Raw genomic sequence first — 24,141 nt, 5'->3', positions numbered from 1 at the left:
GTATCGGAGTGTCAAAGACCGAAAATCACCTTGAAGGTAGCGATTCGCCTGTTTTACAAAACAGGCACGCCATTGGAAGGGAAAGTAAACCACCATTGAATCAATTCACCATGAGACTATTTACCGGTCTGGTCCTGTGGGCCATTCTTTTTGTGCTTTGCTGGCCTATTGCATTGCTGCTGCTTTTGCTTTATCCCTTGATCTGGCTGATCCTGTTGCCCTTTCGGCTATTGGGTTTGGGGGTCACCCTGACCTTATCCATGATCTTTGCCTTGTTTATGCTGCCCTTCAGTCTGATGCGCTAGGCTGCTTCTGCGCGGTCAGCAGCAATCCAAGGTAGGTGATGGCAGCGTTGACCAGCAGGATTTCAAAACCAAACTGAAAGCCATCAAACCATCGGGCGGAATTCCAGTCCAAAACGAAAGAAAGGGCCGGGCTCAGCAGACAGATATACGGCACCAGGCGGTCGCGGACCGCGAGCGGGTTCGTTAGCCCAAAGGCAAACAGCCCCAGCAGGGGGCCATAGGTAAATCCGGCGGCCTTAAACACCGCACTTACTACACTGCGGTCGTTCACTTCGTTGAAAACGACAATGGTCAAAAATACCAAAAAGGTAAAACCGATATGGATCCACCTTCGTGTTAAGTCCTGATTGCTTTCCTTTTTGGCTGGCAGGTCAATGATATCGATGCAAAAGGAAGTGGTCAGAGCGGTGAGCGCAGAATCCGCACTGGAAAAAGCAGCAGCCGTGATTCCCAACAGAAACACCACTCCCGCCAGCGTGCCAAAATGGTTTAAAGCCAGGCTGGGAAAGAGTTCGTCCGTAGCGCCGGGCAAGTCCAATCCGTTGACGGCTGCGTAATGGTAAAGCAGCACCCCCAGCGCGAGAAACAGGAGATTGGAGAAAAAGAAAGTAATGGCAAACCAAAAGATGTTTTTCTGGGCATCCTTTTGGTTGCGGCAGGTGAGGTTTTTCTGCATCACGTTTTGGTCCAGTCCATTCATGGCGATGGTAATGAATACCCCGCCGGCAAACATCTTGAAGAAGTTCTGACTGGTATTGCCCTCCCAGACAAAGATATTGGATAGCTCACTGTCTCCGACAATCGCCAGCATGTCCCCGGCACTTTTACCCAATTGCCCGGCGATCACGGCGATGGTAATAATGACAGCTAAAAGCAGAAAACTGGTCTGCAAAGTATCCGTCCACACAATGGTTTTGATGCCGCTTTTGTAGGTATACAGCCAGATCAGAATCATAGTGACAAAGACGGAAGCATAAAAAGGGACACCAAAAGCATCAAAAAATGCAATTTGAAGAACGGTTGCCGCCAAGAAGAGACGAAAGGAAGCACCGATGGTCTGGGAAATCAGAAATATAGTAGCACCGGTAAGGTAGGTGTTTCGACCAAAGCGGCTTTTCAGGTATTCGTAAATGGAAATCAAATTAAGCCGGTAGAATAGCGGAATCAATACCAGGGCAATGACCGCGTACCCGACCATGTTTCCCATCACAAATTGCAGGTACGCCCACTGGGTATTGCCCACCTCGCCGGGAACGGAAATAAACGTAACTCCTGAAAGCGAGGCACCCACCATTCCGAATGCCACCAAAAACCAGGGAGACTCCCTGTTGCCAGTATAAAAGGTCAGGCTATCGGACTTCAGAGAAGTCAGGTAACTGATCAGCAGTAGTAGGGCAAAGTAACCGGCAATTACGCCAAAGACGAGTAGTGGACTCATGGCATGGTGGTTGAATTGAAAATAATATCCCCAATGATAGCTATTTTCTTTAAATCCTTTTCAATCAGAAGCCACAAAATGGGTATCTTTCCGAAGAAATAATAGAATGCAACAATTCAAAAGAGATCGAATGCAAAGAGGTAGGGTTGTTACCAAAAGCCGGATTATCTATCCGGGGATTCATATACTGATTGGTTTAACTTGCTTATTAGGTAGCTTTATGCCCCTTTTTGGGCAAAAGCAAGGTCCTCCTTTTTTGGATGAGCGCTTTAGCCCCTGGGCTGATTCGGTGTTGGCCACCATGAGCCAGGAAGAAAAGATCGCCCAATTGATCATGATTCCGGCGTACTCCAATAAAGATCAGGTCCATGTGGATTCGATATCCAATCTGGTTAAAAAATATGGGGTAGGAGGGATCATCTTTTTTCAGGGTGGGCCGGTACGACAAGCCCACATGATCAACCGGTTTCAGCAGGAATCAAAAATCCCCCTTATGATCAGCCTGGATGGCGAGTGGGGTTTGCGCATGCGCCTGGACAGCACGGTGAGGTATCCCTATCAAATGGCCCTTGGGGGTATTGAAGAGGAGGAACTGCTGTATGAAATGGGAGTGGAAGTGGCCCGGCAGGCCAAGAGAGCCGGTATCCATGTCAATTTTGCACCGGTGGTAGACATTAACAATAACCCCGGAAATCCGGTCATCGGTTTCCGATCCTTTGGAGAAGACAAGGAAAATGTGACCCGCAAATCGCTGGCCTACATGAAAGGCATGCAGGATCAGGGCATTCTGGCTTCGGCCAAGCATTTTCCAGGACATGGCGATACCGATGTGGATTCCCACTACGGCCTGCCGGTACTTCACTTCTCCAAACAGCGGTTGGAGGAGATTGAACTGTATCCGTTCCGGAAATTGATGGATCAGGGGCTGGGGAGCGTGATGGTGGCCCACATGCAGATCCCGGTTTTTGACGAAACGCCCAATTTGGCTTCCACGCTTTCCAAACCCATTGTAACGGGTCTTTTGAAAGAGGAAATGGGATTTGAAGGCCTGATCTTTACCGATGCGTTAAACATGCAAGGAGTGGCAAAGTATTACCCACCCGGAGTGGTGGATGCCAAGGCCCTGTTGGCAGGGAATGATATGATGCTCAATACCATGGATGTGCCTGCCACCATACGGGAAGTGAAAAAGGTATTGGAAATGGGAGAAATCAGCGCGGAAGAAATTGACCGACGGGTGCTTAAAGTACTGATGGCCAAAGCCTGGCTTGGGCTGGATGATTTTAAGCCCGTCGAAACAGAGCATCTGATGGCAGATCTTACCAATTCCGAAGCGGAATTTCTAAGTCGAAAATTGACTGAAAGCTCGCTTACCTTGCTTCGGAATCGGGATAACCTCTTACCCATCAAAGGGCTGGAAAATGTGAAAATGGCCTCCTTGTCCCTGGGAACTTCCGAAATCACGGACTTTCAACGGGGATTGGAGCGGTACAATCCCATGCCGCATTTCACTTTTCCCAAATCGGGTAATCTCGACTCCCTGGAGCGGTTGAAGCAGGAGCTGTCGGACTACCCCTTGCTGTTCATTGGGCTACATGGATTGGGCATCCGGGAAGGAAACAATCAATATGGAATCAGCCCGGAGATGGTCGTTTTGATACGGACTTTGATGGAGGATCATGCGGTGGTGATCAGTGTATTTGGAAACGTCTACAGCCTGGGCAAAATACCCGGACTGGAAAAGGCAGACGGCCTGATCGCAGCCTATCAGGAAACTCCATTGACACAAGACCTTGCCAGCCAAATGATTTTTGGAGGGATTGGAGCCAAGGGAAAATTGCCAGTAGCTATCAATTCTCACTTTGGACTGGGAGATGGGCTGCAGACCAGAGCTGGGTTCAGGATGGCCTATACCCAACCGGAAGGAGTAGGAATCAATTCCTCGTATTTGGATGGGATTGATTCTTTGATGGACCTGGCGATTCGGAAAAAGGCCATTCCCGGTGGGCAGGTGCTGATCGCCAAAGAAGGCAAGGTTTTTTATCACAAAGCGTTTGGATACCATACCTACGATTCCCTGCAGGAAGTCCGGCTGGATGACTTGTACGACCTGGCTTCCGTAACCAAGATCAGCACTTCACTGGCAGCATTCATGCACCTGAAAGGGCTGAATAAATTTGACGAAAACGAGACCTTGGGAACGTATCTGCCTGCCGCTAGAGGCACAAATAAGAAACACCTGAAGTACCGGGATATCCTTACCCATCAGGCAAGACTTCGCGCATGGATCCCGTTCTGGATGAGTACCGTGCGAAAAAACGGACGTTTCAAATGGTTTACAATGAAGTCGGATTCTTCCAGAAGGTTTCCCATAAGAGTGGCCGATAACCTGTATATCCACCGCAATTACAACCGTAAGATTTACAAAGAGATATTAACTTCCCCCTTGAATGAAGAGCCTGGGTATGTGTACAGCGACCTATCCTTTATTCTGGCTCCCCGGGTAATAGAGGCCATTACGGGAGAAGATTTTTATAGCTACCTGGAGCGAAACCTATACAAGCCATTGGGTGCAGGTACGCTCACCTTTAACCCGTACCAAGAGTACCCGTTGGACCGGATTGTTCCCACCGAAGTGGACACGGCATTCCGGAAGCAATTGCTGCATGGCACCGTGCATGATGAAGGGGCAGCCATGTTGGGAGGCATCAGTGGGCATGCGGGGCTTTTCGGGACTTCAAACGACGTAGCGAAATTGATGCATTTGTACCTATATGACGGCAGCTATGCGAAGCAGCAACTGATTGCCCCTGGGGTGGTGCATGCTTATTCCAAATGTGTGTTCTGCGAGGACGGTAATTACCGGGGCATGGGATTTGACCGCCCTAATCGACCCGGAGACCCCAATGGAAATGCAGCAGCTAGCGCGCCGGTCAGCAGTTTTGGGCACTCGGGATTTACGGGGATTTACACCTGGATCGATCCGGAAAGCGAATTGGTATATGTATTTTTGTCCAATCGGGTATACCCTACCAGAGAAAACCGAACCATTTATCAACTGAATGTCCGTACGAATATCATGGAGGAAGTATATCGGGCAATGGAAAAGACCGTAAAGTAATCGGAAGGATTTTTGAAAGGCCTTACTGTCCCAGTATTCTGGACTTTAAGGCCTTCACTTTTTCCAGGGTGAGGGGTTTGACGATGTATTCCGCTACCAGCGGATAGTTATTTGCCCGATCCATTTCGTCCTGATTGATGGAGGAAGAGACCATGTAGATTTTGACCGGATGCTCAAAATTAGCCGCCGATACCTGGTCCAGAAACTCCCATCCATTCATGATGGGCATATTAATATCCAATAGAATAACATCCGGGAGCGGTTCTTTTTCCAATATCCTTTTTTCAAAATCCTTCCAGGCAGTCTCCCCATTTTGAAAATAAGATACCGTTTCTGAAAAGGAGGTGAATTCAAATAATTTTTTTATTCCAAAATTATAGAGCGGGTCGTCATCCACTATATAGGTAAATCCAATCTTATCCATAAAAATTGCTGTTCTTCATTGCTGTTATTGTTCTCTGCTGGGGTGAAAGTATGGCAACAAGTCCTAAAAGTAACTGATTTTTATCATTTTTTAGAGGGCTGATTAATAAATTTTTTTAAAAAGTAAGTTTGAAAAATGCAACCCCAACCATTTAAACCCATTTATTTCGGCAGTTTCGGCGGCATCTTGGCATCCATTCGGTCTTTTAAAGCAAGAAACGGTAATAAATGCCGGTTGAAAGCAATCAATTGATTAATTTTCGCTTAATTTACCGGTAGATTTATCATAATGCCAACCCTTAAATCCCAGACAAAATGAAAGGAATGTTTACTTACCTGGCAATCGCGCTGATTGCTTTTGCTTGTCAACCCAATGAATCATCTACCGAAACCGAAGAAAAAATAGTACAAATGGAAGAAGCACCTACTGAAAAAGCCCTCCTGCGTCACGTGGTTTTATTATCTTTTAAGGAAGACTCCAGTCCCGAAGACATAAAAAAAGTAGAGGATGCATTTATCGCTCTGCAGGACAAAATTCCTCAAATACGAGATTTTGAATGGGGTACCAACAATAGCCCCGAAGGTTTGAACAAGGGCCTGACACATTGCTTTTTGGTTACTTTTGAAAGTGAAGAAGATAGGGAGATTTATTTGCCTCATCCGGACCATCAGGCGTTTGTGGAGGTATTAAGCCCTCATATGGAGGATGTTACGGTAATCGATTACTGGGCAAAATAGATTATAAAAAGCTAGAAAAGGTAGGCCATTTTTAGACGGCTATGAAAATTAGCTTTTTTGTAGCCGCTATTTCCGAGGCTGTTGGTTTGACGGATGGCATAATTGTAATTGTGTGATTGGACCAGACGTGCTGTGGCAGAAAGTAACAGGCAATCAAATCGATGGTCCCAGTGAGCACCGAGGCTAAGGTCTACCCACTGCAACAGGTCCAACCCGTTGGCACGATTGAAATTATAGAAATTGGCATCTCGTTTGACTCGTTCGAGGGAGAAGCCAAATTGGTTGAGATCTTTTACCTTGCTAAGGGTTATCCTTGCACTGTTGCCGCTATGGCCAAGCCCGGAACCCAGCACCTGTCCGCGATGGCTGAGCCCGTGCAATACTTGAAAATTTTCATATAACCCGAGTCCTCCATGGTTCTGGTTGTTTATGCTGCCTTCGTACTTCACCAGGTTGTTGATGCTATTCTCTGTCTGCGTCATTTCCAACTGCAGGTACACATGGCCGCCTTTGGCCAGCGGGACTAGTTTGCTCAACCCGAGGGTATATCCGCGGGCGTGCTCAGGGTTTAGGATTAGTTCCCGCCAGTTCAGCGCATGGTCGGTACGGATGTATTCCCCATACATTTCCATATGCGCCTGAGGCCATACCCATCGGTAAAATACCGATAAATGTTGGTCGGTCTCCCGGAATCTGGAGGTAGTCAGACCTACCCGTTCTTTTTGCAAGCCCTCAAAGAGCAGATGGTCCTGTAGGAGTGGGAATGTCACCGGAATGTGCTGGCCCAAAACGGGAATCGTAACGAGGAACATCAGAAAAATCGCCCAGCCCCTTATCCATCCAGAAGAGGGGATTTTTAAGCGTTTTTGAACCTGCCAATTCATACATTGAAGGCTATCGATGAGGATTGGTTTTGGCATCCATGCTTACGTCTTGATCGGGCCGGATTTGCATCCGGTAGTAGACCAGGATTTCTTCTGCTCCGGCCGCAAGCACGGCTTCCTGTGCTTTTTTAGCAATGGCCATTAACTGGTCCTCAGGGCCCTCCATCACGGTTTCGAAGGGGGTTACTTCGTATTTCACCCCTGAAGCGGCGATAACGGCGATGGCCTGATCGACCAGCTGATAGCTATCCAGGGTGTTACTTTTGGGAATGATCTGAATTCCAAGGTTGATGTTAGGCATGTTTTATCGGTTATATTGATTCATGGTTCGTTCCAGGCCCAGGGTGCAAAAGGAGGTGATCATCTCCCCCGCCTGATCCATGGGGCCTGGCAAATCCTCTATTTCTTTTGGGGTCCACCTACCCAACACATAGTCGATCTGTCTGCCCTTTGAAAAATCATCGCCGATGCCAAACCGAAGGCGGGCATAATTTTGGCCGCCTGTGAGCTCTTCGATATTTTTCAGCCCGTTATGACCGGCAGATGAGCCCTTTGCTTTTAGACGTAATTTACCGAATGGAAGCGCGATATCATCCACTACAACCAAGACCCTTTCTTTTGGGATTTTTAAGGTATTCATCCAGTAATTAACGGCTTTTCCACTTAAATTCATGTAGGTGGTGGGTTTGATCAGGTGGATTTGCCTTCCCTTGTACTGGAAAAGGCAGGTAAAGGCAAGCCGGTCACTGCTCCAGGAGAGGTTTTCTTTGTCTGCCAGCCTGTCTAAAATCAAGAAGCCTACGTTATGCCGGGTCAGTTCATATTCCATCCCGATATTACCCAGGCCTACAATTAGGTATTTCATCTGTTTACATTTTTTTTTCAACGGTGAGATGCCTGCCTGTCGGCAGACAGGGAATCTCGCGTGCTTGATAATCATCCCTCTATGTGTCGATCTCGTCATGCCTGCCTGTCCGGTAGGCAGGCTCGATTTCATGTTTTTCCTTATGCGGTTTTATGAGTTATCATTTTTTTAACCAATGCGGGAATAAGCTAAAGCGGGTTCGCATAAAAAAATCCTGCTCCGTAAATATACAGAACAGGATTTGAATGACGATGCATTAAGGGATGCAGATTATACTTCTTCCTCTTCCTCGCCCGCTTTTTTACCTCTCAGGGCTCTTGGAATACCCACGGTAGCGATGGTTACTTGGGGGCTGTTAAGTAATTCAAAATTTTCCACATTCAAATCCCCCACTTTGACAGATTTTCCCAATTCAAGACTGGATATATCGACTGGAATTTCATCCGGAAGGTTCTGTGCCAAGCCTTTAACCAGCAAGGTTCTGGTCTTGATTTCCAGTTTACCACCTTTGATAATACCAGGGGAAGATCCGAATGGCCTCACGGGTATTTCCATTTTAATTGCTTTCGTTTCGCTGAAAGCCAAAAAGTCAGCGTGTAATAATACCTCACTCACTGGGTGAAACTGACCTTCCCGCAAGATCGCTTTGATTTTGGTGCCTTCAATGTTCAGGTCTACCATGTGTACTTCCGGGGTATAGATCAGGTCCCGAAACAAAATGGCAGGGGCGTAAAAATGAATCTGCTCTTTAATACCCGGACCGTATACCACACAGGGTACATTACCTTCCTCACGTAGCGCATCCAGGGATCTTTTGTCGAGATTTGCTCTTTTAAACCCTATAATCTCAATTGATTTCATAACTATATTTGTTTAAATTAAAATTCTTTAAATGAATAAGGAACTTATAGAAGTATTCCCTTCCACGGCATGAATTGCTTTTGCAAATAAATCGGCCACGGTCAATACCTTTATTTTGGAGGATTCCTGTTTGATGGGAATGGTATCTGTGATCACCAGTTCTGACAAACTCGAATTCTCGATGTTCTCATAGGCTTTTCCAGAAAGCACGCCATGCGTCGCAATGGCCCTTACCGAGGTTGCCCCTTTATCTAAAATAATGTTGGCAGCCTTGCAAATGGTTCCGGCTGTGTCCACCAGGTCATCTATCATCACCACATCTTTCCCTTCTACATCTCCAATCAACTGCATGGATGCTACCTCATTGGCTCTTTTTCTATGCTTATCACAGACCACCATGTCTACTTCAAAATGCTTGGCATAAGCCCTGGTTCTACCCACTCCACCCACATCCGGGGAAGCAAAAATCAGGTTGCCTAAGTCCAGGCTTTTTAAATAGGGCACAAAGATAGCTGAACCGTTTAAATGATCCAAAGGAATATCAAAAAATCCCTGGATCTGTCCGGCATGCAGGTCGCAGGTCATGATTCGGTCTGCCCCTGCGGAGGTAAGCATATTGGCAATCAATTTGGCGGCGATGCTCACTCGTGGCCGGTCTTTTCGGTCCTGCCTGGCATAGCCGAAATATGGAATTACAGCGCAAACTTTATAGGCACTTGCCCGTTTGGCAGCATCGATCATCAGGCATAGCTCCAGCAGGTTATCAGCCGAAGGATTGGTGGATTGTATAAGAAAGACATTACATCCCCGAATGGATTCGTTATAACTCGGGGATAATTCGCCGTCACTAAATTTGGCAAGGGTCAGGTCACCGAGCGATTGACCATATGCTTTTGCGATACTTTCTGCCAAGAAGGGTGTATTCGAACCTGAGAAAATCTTGGTCTCTGGCATGGTTGGTTTTTTAGGTGGTATGAATTCAAAAGAAAAACAAATGTAGTAAATTTTAGCGGTTTTGTTTTTCTCAAAAAATGGGTGATGAGATTTTTTCTAAGACTCCCGGTCGAAAAGGATTATAGTTTAAATTGGTCAAAGTTGGTTAACAGGTAATCCAATTCCTGTTGAATTTTCTTGCCGATTTCGAAAAGTTGGCTGTCATTATTGTTTTCGGCCTTTCTTTCCAGCCGATCTGTCAGGGGGAGTAATACAAAAAAACCGGCAGTGGCGGCAGAACCTTTCAGTTTGTGCCCCAGCTCAATAAGGGAGGTTTTATTCCGCTCCTCAAGTGCTACCTTAAGTTTGTTCCGGCATTCCTGCAGGGTGGTCCTGGCAATTTTAAGCAGCTCTTTGCCGATGGCCTTGTCCCCATCAAAAAGACTTAACAAATGAATCTTGTCAAAATGGTGTTTTCCGGTATCTTTTTTCGCTACCGTGTCCGGAAGCGGTATTCCAGCCTGCTGTTGGGTAGGGATTAGCCATTTGATAATCATTTGAGTAAGACTTTCCTGTACCAGGGGCTTGCTCATGTAGTCGTTCATGCCGGCCTCCAGACAGCGTTCTCGTTCCCCCTTTACCGTACCTGCAGTCAATGCGATAATGGGCAAGTCGTTTCCGTTTTCAATAGATCGAATGGCCTTGGAGGTTTCATAGCCATTCATGATGGGCATTTGTACGTCCATTAAAATTAAGTCCGGTTTTCTCCTCAGCACGTACTCATAGGCCTTTAATCCATTGTCTGCCTCTACAATCTGAATGGTAGGACTTATTTTGGACAGAATGATTTTCGATAGTTTCATATTGATCGGATTATCTTCCGCAATAAGCACCGTATAGGTGGCATTGGCCAGGACGTTTTGGCTGTAGGAGATGTCTTGTTGCGTGGAAGACGCGTCCGGTTCTCCGGGTTTAGTGATTTTCCGGATGATTTGGGCGACCTGATTTATTTTTACCGGTTTCAAAATTCGATGATGAATTTTCAGCAGGTCCATTTTACCCCGATCCAGCGCATCGTCACTTGAGCTACTTAACAATACCACCGGGACCTGGGCAATTTTCGGATCTCCAAGTTTTCGAATCTTTTCGGTGGTTTCCAGGCCGTCCAGAAAAGGCATGCGCAGATCCATAAAAACCAATTGAACTTTCCCTTTTTCTTCCAAAATCTGAAGGGCTTCCATGCCATTGGCTGCCTGGAAGCAGGTAATGTCCCGGGCATTCATGATCTCCCGGATTAGGTTCCGGTTGGTTTCATTATCATCCACCACCAAAACCTGCTCCATGCCATGATCTTCAGGCCATTCTTCCACCTCTCCCTGCTCGGCCATCAATTGTATATCGAAGTAGAAGAGGCTGCCATTTCCAGGCTCACTTTCGAGTTGAAGCCGGCTTCCCATTAATCCCAGCAGCTTATTGGAAATAGTCAAACCCAATCCGGTACCGCCGAATTTCCGGGTAGTACTGGCATCTTCCTGGGAGAAGGCTTCAAAGATTTTTTGCTGTTTGGCAAGGGATATGCCCATTCCCGTATCTCTTACGGAAAACCGAAATAGTACAGGCAGGTCCTTATGGATACCCTTGTCCAACTTTTCTACTTTTAGTTCTACTTCCCCTTTTTCGGTAAACTTAATGGCGTTGGTCAGCAGGTTTACCAGAATCTGTCGTATCCGCACATCATCCGCATAAATAAAGCGGGGCAGGCTGGGAGAAAGGTTAACCAATAATTCCAAGCCCTTGGAATGCGCCTGGTATTTGGTGATGTCTGCAACCTGGGTTCCCAGTTCGAAAATATCTGCTTTTTCTACGGATAAATCCATCTTCCCCGCTTCAATTTTGGAGAAATCCAGTATATCGTTTATCAAATCCAAAAGGGAATGCGCCGATTGGTACACGGTCTTCATGTATTGAAGCTGCGTATCTGAAAGGGGCGTTTTTATCAACAAATCCGTAAAACCGATTACGCCATTGAGTGGAGTTCTAATCTCATGGCTCATGTTGGCTAAAAATTCGGATTTGGCTTTGTTGGCGTTTTCTGCACTTTCCTTGGCCTCCTTAAGCTGATGCTCTATTTCCTTTCGCTGGCTAATATCCTGATGGGTGCCGTACATGATCTTAGGCTTGCCGGATTGATCTCTTGAAAACACTTTTCCACGGTCCTGGATCCATACATATTGCCCCTCCCTATGTTTTAGTCTAATTTCGTATTGGTAGAAGTCTGTTTTTTTATCAAAATGCTTTTGCAGTACATGATTTCGGTGAAGCAGGTCTTCGGGATGACAAAGGGCATTCCACTGCTGGGAAGAAAAGTCGCTCATTTCATCCGCTGTATATCCCAGGATTTCTGCAAAACGTTCGTTGATAAGAATCCTTCCGCTGGAAATATTCCATTCCCAGGTTCCAGTATTGGTTCCCCGGATAATGGAATCGAGTCTTTTGCCTTTCTCCAGCAGGGCCAGCTCTGCTTTTTTCCGCTCCGTGATATCATTGGTAATGCCCACCATGCCCGTGATTTTGCCCGAGGCATCTTTCAGTGGTATTTTGGATATCAGACAATAGCGCTTTCTACCATTTTTCTGCTCCTGGATGACTTCCTTATTGATGATGATTTCCCCATCTAAAATAACCGATTGGTCTTCTTGAAGCGCTTCGTTGGCTGTATCCGTATCAAAAAGCAGCTCGTCAGTTTTCCCTAACACTTTCTGCTCATCGTCGATTTCCAGGTAGTTAAGTTCCGCTCGATTCACGAGCGTTTTTTCAAAACGACTATTTTTTGCGTAGATGTTGATGGGGATGTTGTCAATAATCGTTTTTAGCAATACCCGCTCTTTGTTAATGGCTGCAGCAGCAGTTTCCAATTCCTGAAGGGAGCGGAGGGATTCAGTCATGTCCATACCGTTTCCCAAAATGAAGGAATCCCCAAGCTGCGACTCAAAAAGTACGTTGTTAAAATGGAAGGTGACCGTCCTACCTGAGCGGGAAACCAACCTGCCTTTGCCATTAAAGGTTTTCTCCTTTTTGATGGTTTCCAGGTAGTCGGTAAAAAGCGTTTTGTCCAGGGCCATGCTTTTCATGTTTACCCCGATAAGTTCTTCCTGCGTGTAACCAAGGATCTCAGCACCATCCCGGTTAATGTGAATGATTTTACCGTTCAGATCGTGCTTAAACATCAATCCATGTACATGCTCAAAGAAATCGCTAAATTCCTTTTCCTGCTCTTTTAATCTTAGTTCTTTTTTCTTTTGCTGACTGGTGTGATTGATAATGCAGACCACCTCCGAATTAGCCGAGGTCATTTTTTCACCTATTAATTCAAACCATTCTTTTTTCCCCTTGATGGTAAGGAAATATTCCAGACGTTGCTTTTGGCCGGTTTTAAAAACATCCCGGATAAGCTCCTCGAAGAGTGTCGCCTGTTCTTTGGGAAAACCAATTTCGGCTATTTTTTTGTTCAGGAAATCCTGATGCGGGACCATCAATAACTCCTCTTTGGAAGTAAAAAAATCAGAAATTTCTAAATTGCTGTTGACCAAAAATACCAGGTCCCCAACCTTACCCAGGAACCTTTCTAATTTTTGATTCAACGCATCGAGCTTTAATTTCTCCACCCGGAGTTGAATCAGTTTTTCTACCTCCTTGGAAAGGATCTCCAGTGCCCGCACTTGTTTGGGGCTTAATTTTCCGGGCTGATTATCCAACACGCATAAGGTACCCAATGGGTATCCCTGTTCGGTTTTGATCGGAAAGCCGGCATAAAAGCGCACGCTTTCTTTACCGATCACATAGCGATTGGAGCTAAACCGTGCGTCCTTGCTAGCATCGGGTACTTCCAGAATCCCGTCTTTAAGGATGGTATATTGACAAAATGAATCTTCCCGCCGGGTTTCGTGAAAATCAAGCCCGACCGTTGACTTAAACCATTGCCGGTCCCGATCTAGCAAGGTAACCAGGGCGATCGGCGTTTGGCAAATTTCCGCTGCAAGTTCGGTCAGGTTATCAAAGGAAGCCTCCGGTAAGGTGTCCAATAGTTGGGTGGCAAATAACGCTTCCAATCTATCGGGTTCGTTTTCCGGTAACGGCGCATCGACTTGTTTCATTGCGGACATGCTATCTTTATTGAGGGGTGATTTTACTTAAAAATCCAAGGATATCCTAAGATTACCCGAGCAAATTTCCTCCTTCAGACTTTGAAAAATCCATTAAATTATATAAAAAACAAAATGCAATATTTATACAACATTTTAAGGATGATAAAAAAGGTATTTTCGGAGTTTATTACCTCAGATTTCTTCCAGGGTAGATGCTCCGGAAGTTTGGTCTCCGGATGTCCACTGCCATTTTTCGTGTAACCTGATTTTCCCATTGGGAAGGATTTCTGGAACGGACCTGCAGGTTCCGGTCATGATCTCATGCGAATGCGTTACCTGATGGTAGCGCATGTTGATGATTCCATTGTCGGCGACGATTCCGATTAGATGTCCCTTCAGTATGGATTCGCTTTTATACTCGGACCATATTACCTGACCTTGTTGTCGGTAGTGAAAACGCATGTCTCCATCCAGGGCACCGTTTGAAGAATTGTGGACCAGCCTGAATATTTTGTTGTGGTATTGGGTCATGATTACAGATAGTTATCGTTTTAAGCGCATCAATCAGGCAACTAAAATAAATTGAAATTTATATCTTTGAAAAAACGATTTTAAACAAATACCCTGCAAGATGAAAATTTGTTCCCCTTTCAACTCTTTTTTACTGATCGCGCTATCCATTTTTGGATTTTTCCCGAGCCAGGTGTATGGTCAGGAGCAGGCTCAACTTCGTGTATTGGCCTATAATATTCACCATGCCAATCCCCCCTCCATTCCGGATTCCATCGATTTGCCCGCCATAGCTCGCGTGATTCGTGAAAGTAATGCGGATTTGGTGGCTTTGCAGGAAGTGGATGTTCATACCCAACGTTCCGGAAAAGAGATTCACCAAGCCGCTGTTTTAGCCCAATTAACAGGCATGAATTATTATTTTTCGAAATCCATTACCCACCAGGGAGGCGAATACGGGAATGCCATTCTTTCCCGATACCCGATAGCATCATCTGAAAAGATTGCGCTGTCTTCGGAGGAGGGTACGGAGCCCCGGACCCTGTTGTCTGTTCAGGTGAGGCTTCCCGAAGGAAAGGTGATCCTGTTTGCCGCTACCCATCTGGACTTTAGCAGTGCAAGCAACACCGCCCGGCAGGCCGCAGATATCACCCGTCATTTTGAGAAGACCAGCTTGCCGGTTATTTTGGCTGGCGATTTTAATGCCGTTCCGGGATCTGAGGCCATCAATACGTTGGATGCATTTTTCAAAAGGAGTTGCGAAGAAAATTGCCCGCCGACGATTCCAGTCATCAATCCGGAAAAGACCATCGATTTTATCTTTTACAGACCGGTCGGTAGTCTGGCAGTCACCGGACATCAGGTGATATCCGAAACCTATGCCTCCGATCACTTACCTGTGTTGGGCACCTTTACCTGGTAAGGGTTCTCTAAACGTATTTAAAGTACTGGTTCTGTTGTGCAAGTGGTTTTTTCCTGGTAAATTCATCTGCTAGTTAGCTGGGAGATTACCATTCACCCCTTTTATTTTAGTAAACCAAAGCCATAAGCCAACCCTAATAAGAATGAAATAATGAGAAACGTTATTCCGGGTTTTTGTACTTTTTTTTGTTTTTTGGGTCTTCTTTCCTGTTCCAGCTCGAATTCTGAAAAGACCGTTTACGCCGGAAACCCCGTCCTAGAGGGCTGGTATGCCGATCCGGAAGTGATTGTTTATGGTGACAGGTATTGGATTTACCCGACGTATTCGGACGATTTTGACCGGCAGGTTTTTATGGATGCCTTTTCTTCCCCGGATCTGGTAAACTGGACCAAACACGAGCGGATCATAGATACGGCTGCGGTAACCTGGGCTCGCAGAGCGATGTGGGCACCAGGGGTGATTAGCAAAGACGATCAGTATTATCTTTTCTTTGCAGCTAACGATGTGCACGAAGGTGAGGTCGGGGGGATCGGCGTGGGGGTAGCGAATCAGCCTGAGGGCCCCTTTCGGGATTTGCTCGGCAAACCCCTTATTAATGAAATTGTCAACGAGGCCCAACCCATTGACCAATATATTTTTCAGGATACGGACGGTACTTATTACATGTATTATGGGGGCTGGGGACGCTGTAATATGGTCCGGTTGAATGATGATTTTACTGGATTGCTTCCGTTTGAGGATGGGGAATTTTATAAAGAGGTCACCCCGGAAGGATATGTGGAGGGGCCATTTATGTTTATCAGAGACGGCAAGTATTATTTCATGTGGTCGGAGGGAGGTTGGACCGGTCCGGATTACCGGGTGGCCTACGCAATTTCAGACAGTCCGTTCGGACCCTTTGAAAAAAAAGGGGTGATCCTGGAGCAGGATGAAACGGTTGGAAGGGGAGCAGGGCACCATTCTGTTCTCAAAATACCGGGGGAGGAGGAATATTACATCGTCTATCACCGGAGACCACTAGCTGAGACGGACGCAAATCATCGGGTTACCTGCATCGACAAAATGGAGTTTGGTTCGAATGGTGAAATCCTGCCCGTCACCCTGACCTTCCAGGGAGTAGAAGAAAAATGGATAACCCCCAAAAACCCGATCTAGGAATGATTCGTTTTTGTTTTCTATTTTCACTATTGTCGTTCGCATGCGCTGCCGGGGAGGGGCTGGAGAAGGATCCTGAACCGAAGTTTCGGGTTTTGGGGTATCTCTTCAGCCAGGATGATTGGGAATCGGGACTGGAAGGCATCGATTGGTCAGTGTATACCGATATCAATCTGGCATTTATCCAGCCCGATCGCCAGGGAAGTTTTGGTTCTAATGAAGCCTACCGGGAGGCTGTGAAGTTGGCTCATGATAATGGAGCGCGGGTTTTTATGTCAATCGGCGGGGGGAACCCTCCAGAGTATTTGGCGGAGTTAATGAAACCGGAGCAGCGGGATCACTGGGCAGAGCAGATAGTATCCCTGGTCGATCGTTATGGATTTGATGGGGTAGATGTGGATCTGGAAAATTCGCTAATAAACGAACATTATGCTCCTTTTGTTATCGAATTGTCGCGTAGACTTAAACGCTCCGGAAACCTGATGACCGCAGCACTGGCGAGTTGGAACGGTGACTCCATTTCAGATGAGGTATTGGCCTTATACGATTGGATCAACCTGATGTCCTATGACGATACCGGGCCATGGAACCTGGAAAAGCCCGGTCAGCATGCGCCCTTTGAAATGGCTGTTTCTGATATTCACTATTACAGGGATCAAAGAGGTCTGCCAGCGGAAAAAATTCTTTTGGGCCTCCCATTTTACGGGTATGGCTTTGGTCCCGGAGCTCCGGGCAGCCTGCGATACTGGCAAATTCTCGAAAGATACCCTTCTGCTTATCTGCAGGACAGTCTATCCTTTCCGGAGGGAGGCGTCCTGTACTACAATTCGCCAGCTCTCATTCAGCGTAAAACCGAATTGGCAAAAGAACAGGGCCTGGGAGGCGTTATGATTTGGCATATTTTGGCAGATAGCAAAGGAGGCCAATCCTTATTGGAGGCCGTTAAAAGAGGGATGGAATAAGGAATGATAACCCGAAAGAGGTATCTGACTATTGGAAACTTTATAGTACTTACATGGACAAAAAACAAGATTTAAAAATAGCATCGGTTCAATTCGAACATGCGAGTGGTGATAAAACCAAAAACCTGGATACCATCGAATCGTTATGTGAAAAGGCAGCAGCAGCCGGCGCTCAGGTGGTTGCTTTTCATGAATGTTCCATTACGGGATATACCTTTGCCCGGAAATTAAACAAAGAACAATTGCTTGGGCTGGCTGAGTTTGTCCCGGAGGGTCCGAGCACGGAAAAGCTCAGAAAAATCGCTGCGAAATATGGGATCACCATTTTGGCGGGCCTGTTCGAAAAAGATGCGGAGGATCGCATCTTTAAATGCTATGTCTGCGTGGATGCGGACGGACTCCAGGCCAAACACCATAAGCTTCATCCCTTTATCAATCCTCACCTTACTCCCGGGTCTGCGTATTGTGTGTTTGATTTACACGGATGGAAATGTGGGATATTGATATGTTACGACAATAACATCTTGGAAAATGTTCGGGCGACCAGTCTGTTGGGGGCAGAGGTGATTTTCATGCCTCATGTCACCATGTGTACGCCTTCCTCCCGACCGGGGGCAGGATTTGTAGATCCTGCTTTGTGGGATAATCGCCACAACGATCCTACCTCACTTAGGTTAGAATTTGACGGTATGAAGGGGCGTCAATGGTTGATGAAATGGCTGCCCGCCAGGGCCTATGATAATGCCATTTATGCGGTATTTTCCAACCCGATAGGGATGGATGATGACCAGTTGAAAAACGGCTGTTCCATGATCCTGGACCCTTTCGGGGATGTCATTGCCGAATGCCGAAAGCTGGATGATGACTTCTGCCTGGCCAGCATTCATGCCGAAAAGCTACAGCAGGCAGGTGGGTTTCGGTACAAAAATGCCAGAAGACCGGATCTTTACCGGGACATACTCGGTCAGGAGCATACCCCCAGCCAAAAAGTAGCCTGGCTTAACCAAGAAAAAAATTAGAGGCAGCGTGGAGATACCAACCGTTCCGGAGAATTTTTACCGGGTGAGCGTGAAGGCCCTGGTGCTGGATGATTCCCATCGGTTTCTGCTGGTGCAGGAGGACAATGGCTGGTGGGAATTGCCTGGTGGCGGCCTGGATTTTGGAGAGCGTCCCCGGCAAGGAATAGATCGGGAAATATGGGAAGAGATGAAGCTGAAAACTACCTTTGTCGCTGACAAACCCGCCTATTTTTTCACCGTCAAGAACCATAAGGAGGTTTTTATTGCCAATGTGTTGTACGAAACCAAATTGGCTCACCTGGATTTCGTTCCTTCCCCGGAATGCGTGGCGATCCGTTTTTTTACCGCCCGGCAGGTACTGGCAGCAGAAAAAATGTATCCCAATGTGATTGCCTTTGCATCCCTTTATGAACGGCAACCCTTGCGGTAAATCGCATCGGGTGAACTAAAAATGAGAAACCAGAGAGTGGGTAGTGGATTCCAGCACATCAAACGCATTTTTAGCCATGGCATTTTCAGTGTCAAGGGTAGGATTTACCTCCACAATCTCCCAGGCGCAAACCCGTTTATCTTTGATAAGGGCTTCGTTTAACTGGATGGCTTCTTCCAGGGTTAAGCCATCGGGAACAGGCGTTCCGGTGCCTTTTGACAGCGAGGTGTCCAGGCTGTCCACATCGAAAGAAATGTAAATTTGTTCGCAGTCTTTTAATGAAGCAAGTGCTTTCTCGGCTGTTTTAGGGATGCCAGCGATTCGTAAATCACTAATGGAGATGGAGGGAATTTTGTGATGGCTGATCAAATAATTTTCGGCTTCTTCCGTGTCCCGTACCCCGATAAAAACAAGGTCTTCCGGACGGATTTTAGGACTGGGTCCACCTATTTTTTTTATCTTTTCCCAATATGCGATGGTCCCTGGCAAGGGCTCGTTTATTTTCTGATCCAGGTTATCAATCCCCAGGCACATGGCCAGGGGCATGCCGTGCATGTTTCCGGAGGGCGTGGTGAAGGGCGTGTGCAAGTCGGCATGGGCATCAATCCAAATCACCCCCAGTCTTTTTTCCGGGTGGGCGGCCTTGATTCCCATGATGGTCCCTGCGGCGGTGGAGTGGTCTCCGGCAAGGATGATGGGAAATTTTCTAGCGCTGCGAAGCGATTTTACAGTGGTGTACACATTCTGAAGTACCTCATATACGCCGTCAATGTAGTTGGCAAAAGGGTGTTGGTTTCCTCTCCAAAGGTAATCGTTCGCATCTTCTACATGGATGGGATCAAATCGGCTAAAAAAATCGGAAGGCTTGACCAGGCTGGCTACTTTCAGCGCATCTATCCCCATGCTTGCTCCCCTTGTCCCGGCTGCCAGTTCGGATCGTACTTCTACCAATTTTATGTCTCTCATTCCTGTCGTATTAGATTAGATGCAAAATTCCCATAAAATAAAGATGAATACAAATTATTTTTTGAATAGGGCTCGTGTCAATTATTTGATTTGGAAGGGCAAGGTTGGTTATGGCCCTGATCCTGATGGGCTGCAATGCGGATCTAAGCATAACGGACAGTGCTCCTCTACACCCTATTATTTCGAGCGTTTTATAAAGTCGTAATCCATTACATGCCTTTTGCAATGGCTCACTAATGGTAAACAAATGTCTACAATTTTGAACAGGCTCTGGCTGAGATTTGAAAAAGTACACATGAAAACCATGCCATTGAACTTTATCGAACTGAAAGGATCGAAAGTAGCATGGTTTGCATTCATGAGAATCCGGTAAGGGCAGGAATTGTGGAAAAACCAGACTAACGCTTTTATTACCGGACAGCGGGAAAAACCCAAGACGGCCGAAGACATCACCAAGCACATCAGCTGGTACTATGGTATCTACGCCCCGAGAAAGGTAAATGCCTTGACGATCCTGCAAAATGTAATCGCCAACATTCTGAAGGCGGGCAACGACTTGTGGGTAGTCCAGGTATAAAAACCCCTCGACAACTGAGAAATACAAACAGGCACAGTTGAAAGAGCTGAAAAAGTAGATGCTGAAATACCATCCGTTGGGTTAAAAAATCAGTTGACTGATGAACTTAGAAATGAATGTTACCGTTAATAATAGTATTTTGCACCAATTTGGTACACATAAATTTAAACGTATCATTATGTTAGTTATAAGCAGTAGAGAATTTAGACAGAATCAGAAAGAATACTTTGAACGAGTAGATAAGGGAGAGCATATCATTGTGCAACGAGGTAAGGATAAGGCTTATGCGCTAACTCCTGTTACTGAAGACGATTTGTATTTTAATGCGGAAATGGTCGAAAAGATTAAGCAGAGCATACAAGAGGTTCAAAACGGGGATGTCAAAAAAGTATCCAGTCCTAAGGAAATCAGCGATTTATTGGGCTTGTGAGTTATGTGTTGGAGTTTACCAAAACTGCTTTAGCAGACATTGATAAACATAAAAAATCAGGAGATAAAGCCACGTTGAAGAAAATGGAAAAACTCTTGAATGAATTAATGGAACATCCTACAGAAGGTACTGGACAGCCTGAAATGTTGAAATACAATATGGTAGGGTTATACTCCCGAAGAATTAATAAAAAACATCGTTTAGTTTACTCAATTAAAGAAACAACAGTAACAGTGCATGTACTTAGTGCATGGTCACATTATGGAGATAAATAAGGTTGTCAATGACTTGCATCTTTTTTTAGGTGAGTCCCCTACTGGGTGTAGAGTCCGCTACAGCTTTTCTTCTTTATAGTTGTAATCCCTTACATGCCATTTGCAATGGCTCACTAAAGAACCTCTTGGTAACCAACCGAGAGAGGGATAGCCGCCTTTGCCCGCCAGATTGGTCCGATTACAGCTTGCTGCTTCTCTACCTCAAAAAATCCCTTGTTCCATAATTCTTTTTCAGGAAGCCGCCTCCCACTTATGGAAAGGTACGTATGAAACAAAAAATATTTTGATTATTTTGCGTACTTGGCTGTCTTCAGGATCATTTGTCTCGGGAGAAATGAAAACCTGTGGGAATGCCTGAACGGAAATGTATGACCACTAACTAAATTTTAATTCAATGAAATCAACTACAAACAGAAGGAGCTTTTTCAAAAAAGCGGCTGTACTGGCAGGGGCTTTTTCTTCCAATAGCCTTTTTGAGCAGCTACATGCTGCCGATATAGCAGTAAAAAACAGGCAGTTTGCGGGCCTTTCTCCCCAAAAAATGGCTGCGAACGAGGATTTTTGGACCACCATCCAGCAGGGATATCCATCCAGTTCCTCTCCGGTATTGAATCTCAATAATGGGGGCGTTTCTCCCAGTCCCCAGCTGGTTGTGGACGCGGTAGCGCGTTACAGCCAAATGTCCAACCAGGCACCTTCCTACTATATGTGGCGGATATTGGATCAGGGGCGGGAGCCGTTGCGGCAGAAGCTTGCGCAATTGGGAGGCTGTGACCCGGAAGAGCTGGCCATCAATCGAAATGCAACCGAAGCCTTAAATACCATTATTTACGGGTTGGATCTGCAAAAGGGAGATGAAGTGATCGGATGCAAACAGGATTATCCCAATATGATGCATGCCTGGAAACAGCGAGCCGAGCGGGAAGGGATCGTTTATAAGCAGCTTTCCTTTGATTTTCCGATTGAAGACGATGATAGGATTGTCAACGCTTACCGGGACGCCATTACCTCAAAGACCAAAATGATTCACGTAACACATGTCATCAACTGGGTAGGCCAGATCATGCCTGTCAAAAAGATCTGCCAGATGGCGCATGCTAATGGCCTCGAAGTGATTGTAGATGGCGCCCATTCGTTTGGCCTGTTGGATTTTAACATCCCGGATCTGGAAGCAGACTATTTTGGAACCAGCCTTCACAAATACCTGTCTGCCCCGATTGGTACCGGTATGATGTGGGTGAGCAAAGAAAAAATATCTAAAGTGTGGCCCTTACTCTGTAACGGTAACCCGAAAAGTGAGAATATCAGAAAGTTTGAATCGCTGGGGACAAGAAGCTTTCCACTGGAGCAGGGAATCGGAGAGGCGCTTAACTTTCACAATGGCATAGGTGCCAAACGCAAAGAAGAGCGGGTGCGGTACCTAAAGAATTACTGGGCAGAAAAGGCAATGGGAATTCCTGGTGTGCATATTCATACTTCCTTATTGCCTGCTTATAGTTGTGCGATTGCCGGGGTTTCGGTGGAAGGGCTTTCACCGGGTAAGCTGGAGCAAGAGCTTCTGGGAAAATATAAAATACATACAACCCCCATCAGTTATGAAAACATTCAATGTGTCCGGGTCTCCCCGCACGTTTACACCCGAATCTCTGATTTGGATCGCCTGGTGGTGGCACTGGAAGAATTGGCGACTACTTATGGGAGTCAGCGATTGGAACAGAAAGGAGCCTAATGGCAGGTGATAGCTATGATGCGGTAGTAGTGGGGTCCGGCCCCAATGGTCTAGCGGCAGCCATTACCCTGATTGAACGAGGTTTAAGGGTGTTGCTGATCGAAGGAAAAGAGCAGGTGGGTGGCGGAATGCGTACCCATGAGCTTACGCTTCCCGGGTACAAGCACGATATCTGTTCTGCCATCCATCCACTTGCCGCATCTGCCCCTTTTTTTAAGAGCCTTCCCCTGGAGGAGTATGGACTTCGCCTACTTCATCCACAGGTTCTGGCGGCACATCCATTATCGGACGGAACTTCGGTTTGTTTGCATCGTTCCCTCGCGCAAACCGCCGAAGGGCTTGAAGAAGATGGGGATCGCTACCTGGCATTAATGGAACCCATCGTTCGCAATTGGGAATCGTTGACAGCAGATTTTTTGGGGCCATTGCGAATTCCGAGTAAACCGTTAGATCTGGCTGGATTTGGTTTAAAGGCCCTTCAGCCGGCTACCTGGATGGCCAGGTCGTTTAAAACGGAAAAAATGCGTGCCCTATTTGCAGGGATGGCTGCCCATGGCATTCAGCCCTTGAGTAATTGGGCCACCTCGGCCATTGCTTTGGTGCTGATGGCTGCCGGGCATGTAGGCGGTTGGCCGGTGGTCCGGGGAGGCTCGCAAGCACTGGCGGATGCCCTGCTGGCTTATTTTTTAGACAAAGGAGGAACGTTCAAAGCGGGTTGGATGGTGACCGATCTGCGGGAGCTGCCAAAATCAAAGGCGGTATTGTTTGATACCAGTCCCCGGCATTTTGTGCAAATTGCCGGAAAATCCTTTTCCCGTTTTTATAAATGGCAGCTGAACCGGTTTAGGTATGGAATGGGTGTCTTCAAAGTTGATTTTGCATTGGATGGGCCGGTTCCCTGGCGTTCAAAAGCAGCAAGAGAGGCTGGCACGGTACATCTGGGAGGCAGTTTTTCCGAAATAGCCCGTTCTGAAGCGACGGTTTGGGAAGGTTCCTATCCGAGAAATCCCTACGTGTTGGTGGCGCAGCAATCGCTGGTAGATGCCAGTCGGGCACCGGCGGGGAAACACACCTTGTGGGCCTATTGCCACGTACCTCCCGGAAGCGATAAGGATATCAGCGAATTGGTGATCCGTCAAATTGAGGAAGCTGCTCCCGGTTTTCGCAAGCTAATACTGGCGAAATCGGTATTAAATGCCCGGGATTACGAAGCTTATAATCCCAATTACATCGGTGGGGATATCAATTCCGGTGTACAAGATATTTACCAATTATTTTCGAGACCGGCATTAAGGATATCTCCATATCGCAGCTCGGCAAAAGGGATCTACCTATGTTCCTCCTCTACTCCCCCCGGTGGAGGGGTTCACGGTATGTGCGGATTTCATTCGGCCCAAAACGTTTTAAAGGACTTATTTTAAATGCAATTTTTCGATTTTAAAATACATTTATT

At 46.5% G+C, this 24,141-nt stretch carries 23 protein-coding genes; 13 read left to right on the top strand and 10 right to left on the bottom strand.

The features are described from left to right. The first annotated feature begins 8 nt into the window (after positions 1 to 8). Positions 9 to 305: a hypothetical protein gene (locus GJQ68_RS04760; protein ID WP_235941092.1), complete on the top strand. Its 297-nt coding sequence runs from the start codon at positions 9 to 11 to the stop codon at positions 303 to 305. Here GJQ68_RS04760 and GJQ68_RS04755 read toward each other — a convergent pair. Next, the gene (locus GJQ68_RS04755) at positions 289 to 1,743 is read right to left on the bottom strand and encodes a sodium:solute symporter (RefSeq protein WP_162416145.1); all 1,455 of its coding nucleotides are present in this window, start codon (positions 1,741 to 1,743) and stop codon (positions 289 to 291) included. The genes GJQ68_RS04760 and GJQ68_RS04755 overlap by 17 nt on opposite strands. A gap of 130 nt (positions 1,744 to 1,873) precedes the next feature. Between GJQ68_RS04755 and GJQ68_RS04750 the strand changes: the two genes are divergently transcribed. Continuing rightward, a complete protein-coding gene (locus GJQ68_RS04750) occupies positions 1,874 to 4,864 on the top strand; it encodes a glycoside hydrolase family 3 N-terminal domain-containing protein (RefSeq protein ID WP_162416144.1) in 2,991 nt (996 codons plus the stop codon). Between the two features lie 22 nt (positions 4,865 to 4,886). Here the strand turns inward: GJQ68_RS04750 and GJQ68_RS04745 are convergent, their stop codons facing one another. Beyond that, on the bottom strand, positions 4,887 to 5,288 hold the full coding sequence (locus GJQ68_RS04745) for a response regulator (RefSeq protein WP_162416143.1): 402 nt from the start codon (positions 5,286 to 5,288) through the stop codon (positions 4,887 to 4,889). Positions 5,289 to 5,602: 314 nt separating this feature from the next. Here GJQ68_RS04745 and GJQ68_RS04740 point away from each other — a divergent pair, with 314 nt between their 5' ends. After that, entirely contained in the window at positions 5,603 to 6,025 is a 423-nt protein-coding gene (locus GJQ68_RS04740) for a Dabb family protein (protein WP_162416142.1), read from the top strand. A gap of 11 nt (positions 6,026 to 6,036) precedes the next feature. On the opposite strand, the gene GJQ68_RS04735 is transcribed toward GJQ68_RS04740, so the two are convergent. The 7 genes from GJQ68_RS04735 to GJQ68_RS04705 form a co-directional block, all read right to left on the bottom strand. Then, on the bottom strand, positions 6,037 to 6,909 hold the full coding sequence (locus GJQ68_RS04735) for a hypothetical protein (RefSeq protein WP_162416141.1): 873 nt from the start codon (positions 6,907 to 6,909) through the stop codon (positions 6,037 to 6,039). Positions 6,910 to 6,919: 10 nt separating this feature from the next. After that, positions 6,920 to 7,210, bottom strand: a complete 291-nt coding sequence (locus tag GJQ68_RS04730) for a thiamine-binding protein (protein WP_162416140.1) — start codon at positions 7,208 to 7,210, stop codon at positions 6,920 to 6,922. Positions 7,211 to 7,213: 3 nt separating this feature from the next. Beyond that, positions 7,214 to 7,774 carry an aminoacyl-tRNA hydrolase gene (gene pth, locus GJQ68_RS04725; RefSeq protein WP_162416139.1) on the bottom strand — a complete coding sequence of 187 codons (561 nt, stop codon included), beginning with the start codon at positions 7,772 to 7,774 and terminating at the stop codon, positions 7,214 to 7,216. Positions 7,775 to 8,044: 270 nt separating this feature from the next. Beyond that, a complete protein-coding gene (locus GJQ68_RS04720) occupies positions 8,045 to 8,635 on the bottom strand; it encodes a 50S ribosomal protein L25/general stress protein Ctc (protein ID WP_162416138.1) in 591 nt (196 codons plus the stop codon). Between the two features lie 27 nt (positions 8,636 to 8,662). Then, positions 8,663 to 9,589: a ribose-phosphate pyrophosphokinase gene (locus GJQ68_RS04715; protein WP_162416137.1), complete on the bottom strand. Its 927-nt coding sequence runs from the start codon at positions 9,587 to 9,589 to the stop codon at positions 8,663 to 8,665. A 119-nt stretch (positions 9,590 to 9,708) separates the two neighbouring features. Continuing rightward, complete coding sequence (locus tag GJQ68_RS04710) at positions 9,709 to 13,731, bottom strand: response regulator (RefSeq protein ID WP_162416136.1); 4,023 nt, start codon at positions 13,729 to 13,731, stop codon at positions 9,709 to 9,711. A gap of 174 nt (positions 13,732 to 13,905) precedes the next feature. Then, positions 13,906 to 14,244, bottom strand: a complete 339-nt coding sequence (locus tag GJQ68_RS04705) for a n-acetylglutamate synthase (RefSeq protein ID WP_162416135.1) — start codon at positions 14,242 to 14,244, stop codon at positions 13,906 to 13,908. A 100-nt stretch (positions 14,245 to 14,344) separates the two neighbouring features. On the opposite strand from GJQ68_RS04705, the gene GJQ68_RS04700 reads away from it, so the two are divergent. The 5 genes from GJQ68_RS04700 to GJQ68_RS04680 all read left to right on the top strand — a co-directional run bounded on the left by GJQ68_RS04700 (position 14,345) and on the right by GJQ68_RS04680 (position 18,711). Next, on the top strand, positions 14,345 to 15,145 hold the full coding sequence (locus GJQ68_RS04700; RefSeq protein WP_162416134.1) for an endonuclease/exonuclease/phosphatase family protein: 801 nt from the start codon (positions 14,345 to 14,347) through the stop codon (positions 15,143 to 15,145). Between the two features lie 150 nt (positions 15,146 to 15,295). Beyond that, positions 15,296 to 16,300 carry a glycoside hydrolase family 43 protein gene (locus GJQ68_RS04695; protein WP_162416133.1) on the top strand — a complete coding sequence of 335 codons (1,005 nt, stop codon included), beginning with the start codon at positions 15,296 to 15,298 and terminating at the stop codon, positions 16,298 to 16,300. A 2-nt stretch (positions 16,301 to 16,302) separates the two neighbouring features. Beyond that, on the top strand, positions 16,303 to 17,262 hold the full coding sequence (locus GJQ68_RS04690) for a glycosyl hydrolase family 18 protein (protein ID WP_162416132.1): 960 nt from the start codon (positions 16,303 to 16,305) through the stop codon (positions 17,260 to 17,262). A gap of 53 nt (positions 17,263 to 17,315) precedes the next feature. Then, the gene (locus GJQ68_RS04685) at positions 17,316 to 18,281 is read left to right on the top strand and encodes a nitrilase family protein (protein WP_162416131.1); all 966 of its coding nucleotides are present in this window, start codon (positions 17,316 to 17,318) and stop codon (positions 18,279 to 18,281) included. Positions 18,282 to 18,288: 7 nt separating this feature from the next. After that, entirely contained in the window at positions 18,289 to 18,711 is a 423-nt protein-coding gene (locus GJQ68_RS04680; protein ID WP_235941090.1) for an NUDIX domain-containing protein, read from the top strand. 15 nt (positions 18,712 to 18,726) lie between these two features. On the opposite strand, the gene rocF is transcribed toward GJQ68_RS04680, so the two are convergent. Next, complete coding sequence (rocF, locus tag GJQ68_RS04675) at positions 18,727 to 19,677, bottom strand: arginase (protein WP_162416130.1); 951 nt, start codon at positions 19,675 to 19,677, stop codon at positions 18,727 to 18,729. A 382-nt stretch (positions 19,678 to 20,059) separates the two neighbouring features. Here rocF and GJQ68_RS04670 point away from each other — a divergent pair, with 382 nt between their 5' ends. From GJQ68_RS04670 to GJQ68_RS04650, 5 genes are all read left to right on the top strand, one after another. Continuing rightward, on the top strand, positions 20,060 to 20,254 hold the full coding sequence (locus GJQ68_RS04670; protein WP_162416129.1) for a hypothetical protein: 195 nt from the start codon (positions 20,060 to 20,062) through the stop codon (positions 20,252 to 20,254). Between the two features lie 178 nt (positions 20,255 to 20,432). After that, on the top strand, positions 20,433 to 20,684 hold the full coding sequence (locus tag GJQ68_RS04665) for a type II toxin-antitoxin system Phd/YefM family antitoxin (RefSeq protein ID WP_162416128.1): 252 nt from the start codon (positions 20,433 to 20,435) through the stop codon (positions 20,682 to 20,684). Further along, the gene (locus tag GJQ68_RS04660) at positions 20,681 to 20,959 is read left to right on the top strand and encodes a Txe/YoeB family addiction module toxin (protein ID WP_162416127.1); all 279 of its coding nucleotides are present in this window, start codon (positions 20,681 to 20,683) and stop codon (positions 20,957 to 20,959) included. The genes GJQ68_RS04665 and GJQ68_RS04660 overlap by 4 nt, the downstream gene beginning before the upstream one ends. Before the next feature lie 394 nt (positions 20,960 to 21,353). Then, positions 21,354 to 22,688 carry an aminotransferase class V-fold PLP-dependent enzyme gene (locus GJQ68_RS04655; protein WP_162416126.1) on the top strand — a complete coding sequence of 445 codons (1,335 nt, stop codon included), beginning with the start codon at positions 21,354 to 21,356 and terminating at the stop codon, positions 22,686 to 22,688. Next, positions 22,688 to 24,109 carry a phytoene desaturase family protein gene (locus tag GJQ68_RS04650; RefSeq protein ID WP_162416125.1) on the top strand — a complete coding sequence of 474 codons (1,422 nt, stop codon included), beginning with the start codon at positions 22,688 to 22,690 and terminating at the stop codon, positions 24,107 to 24,109. Before GJQ68_RS04655 ends, GJQ68_RS04650 begins: the two co-directional genes overlap by 1 nt. Positions 24,110 to 24,141: the final 32 nt, after the last annotated feature.

The sequence above is a fragment of the Cyclobacterium roseum genome (assembly GCF_010119225.1).
Taxonomy (GTDB): Bacteria; Bacteroidota; Bacteroidia; order Cytophagales; family Cyclobacteriaceae; genus Cyclobacterium; species Cyclobacterium roseum.
This window is presented reverse-complemented; position numbering and strand designations above follow the sequence as displayed.

Bases quoted from the DNA above. Each gene is read 5' to 3' on its own strand.
- GJQ68_RS04755 (WP_162416145.1), bottom strand. From the start codon at position 1,743: ATGAGTCCACTACTCGTCTTTGGCGTAATTGCCGGTTACTTTGCCCTA.
- GJQ68_RS04750 (WP_162416144.1), top strand. From the start codon at position 1,874: ATGCAAAGAGGTAGGGTTGTTACCAAAAGCCGGATTATCTATCCGGGG.
- GJQ68_RS04745 (WP_162416143.1), bottom strand. From the start codon at position 5,288: ATGGATAAGATTGGATTTACCTATATAGTGGATGACGACCCGCTCTAT.
- GJQ68_RS04740 (WP_162416142.1), top strand. From the start codon at position 5,603: ATGAAAGGAATGTTTACTTACCTGGCAATCGCGCTGATTGCTTTTGCT.
- GJQ68_RS04735 (WP_162416141.1), bottom strand. From the start codon at position 6,909: ATGAATTGGCAGGTTCAAAAACGCTTAAAAATCCCCTCTTCTGGATGG.
- GJQ68_RS04730 (WP_162416140.1), bottom strand. From the start codon at position 7,210: ATGCCTAACATCAACCTTGGAATTCAGATCATTCCCAAAAGTAACACC.
- pth (WP_162416139.1), bottom strand. From the start codon at position 7,774: ATGAAATACCTAATTGTAGGCCTGGGTAATATCGGGATGGAATATGAA.
- GJQ68_RS04720 (WP_162416138.1), bottom strand. From the start codon at position 8,635: ATGAAATCAATTGAGATTATAGGGTTTAAAAGAGCAAATCTCGACAAA.
- GJQ68_RS04715 (WP_162416137.1), bottom strand. From the start codon at position 9,589: ATGCCAGAGACCAAGATTTTCTCAGGTTCGAATACACCCTTCTTGGCA.
- GJQ68_RS04710 (WP_162416136.1), bottom strand. From the start codon at position 13,731: ATGTCCGCAATGAAACAAGTCGATGCGCCGTTACCGGAAAACGAACCC.
- GJQ68_RS04705 (WP_162416135.1), bottom strand. From the start codon at position 14,244: ATGACCCAATACCACAACAAAATATTCAGGCTGGTCCACAATTCTTCA.
- GJQ68_RS04700 (WP_162416134.1), top strand. From the start codon at position 14,345: ATGAAAATTTGTTCCCCTTTCAACTCTTTTTTACTGATCGCGCTATCC.
- GJQ68_RS04695 (WP_162416133.1), top strand. From the start codon at position 15,296: ATGAGAAACGTTATTCCGGGTTTTTGTACTTTTTTTTGTTTTTTGGGT.
- GJQ68_RS04690 (WP_162416132.1), top strand. From the start codon at position 16,303: ATGATTCGTTTTTGTTTTCTATTTTCACTATTGTCGTTCGCATGCGCT.
- GJQ68_RS04685 (WP_162416131.1), top strand. From the start codon at position 17,316: ATGGACAAAAAACAAGATTTAAAAATAGCATCGGTTCAATTCGAACAT.
- rocF (WP_162416130.1), bottom strand. From the start codon at position 19,677: ATGAGAGACATAAAATTGGTAGAAGTACGATCCGAACTGGCAGCCGGG.
- GJQ68_RS04665 (WP_162416128.1), top strand. From the start codon at position 20,433: ATGTTAGTTATAAGCAGTAGAGAATTTAGACAGAATCAGAAAGAATAC.
- GJQ68_RS04655 (WP_162416126.1), top strand. From the start codon at position 21,354: ATGAAATCAACTACAAACAGAAGGAGCTTTTTCAAAAAAGCGGCTGTA.
- GJQ68_RS04650 (WP_162416125.1), top strand. From the start codon at position 22,688: ATGGCAGGTGATAGCTATGATGCGGTAGTAGTGGGGTCCGGCCCCAAT.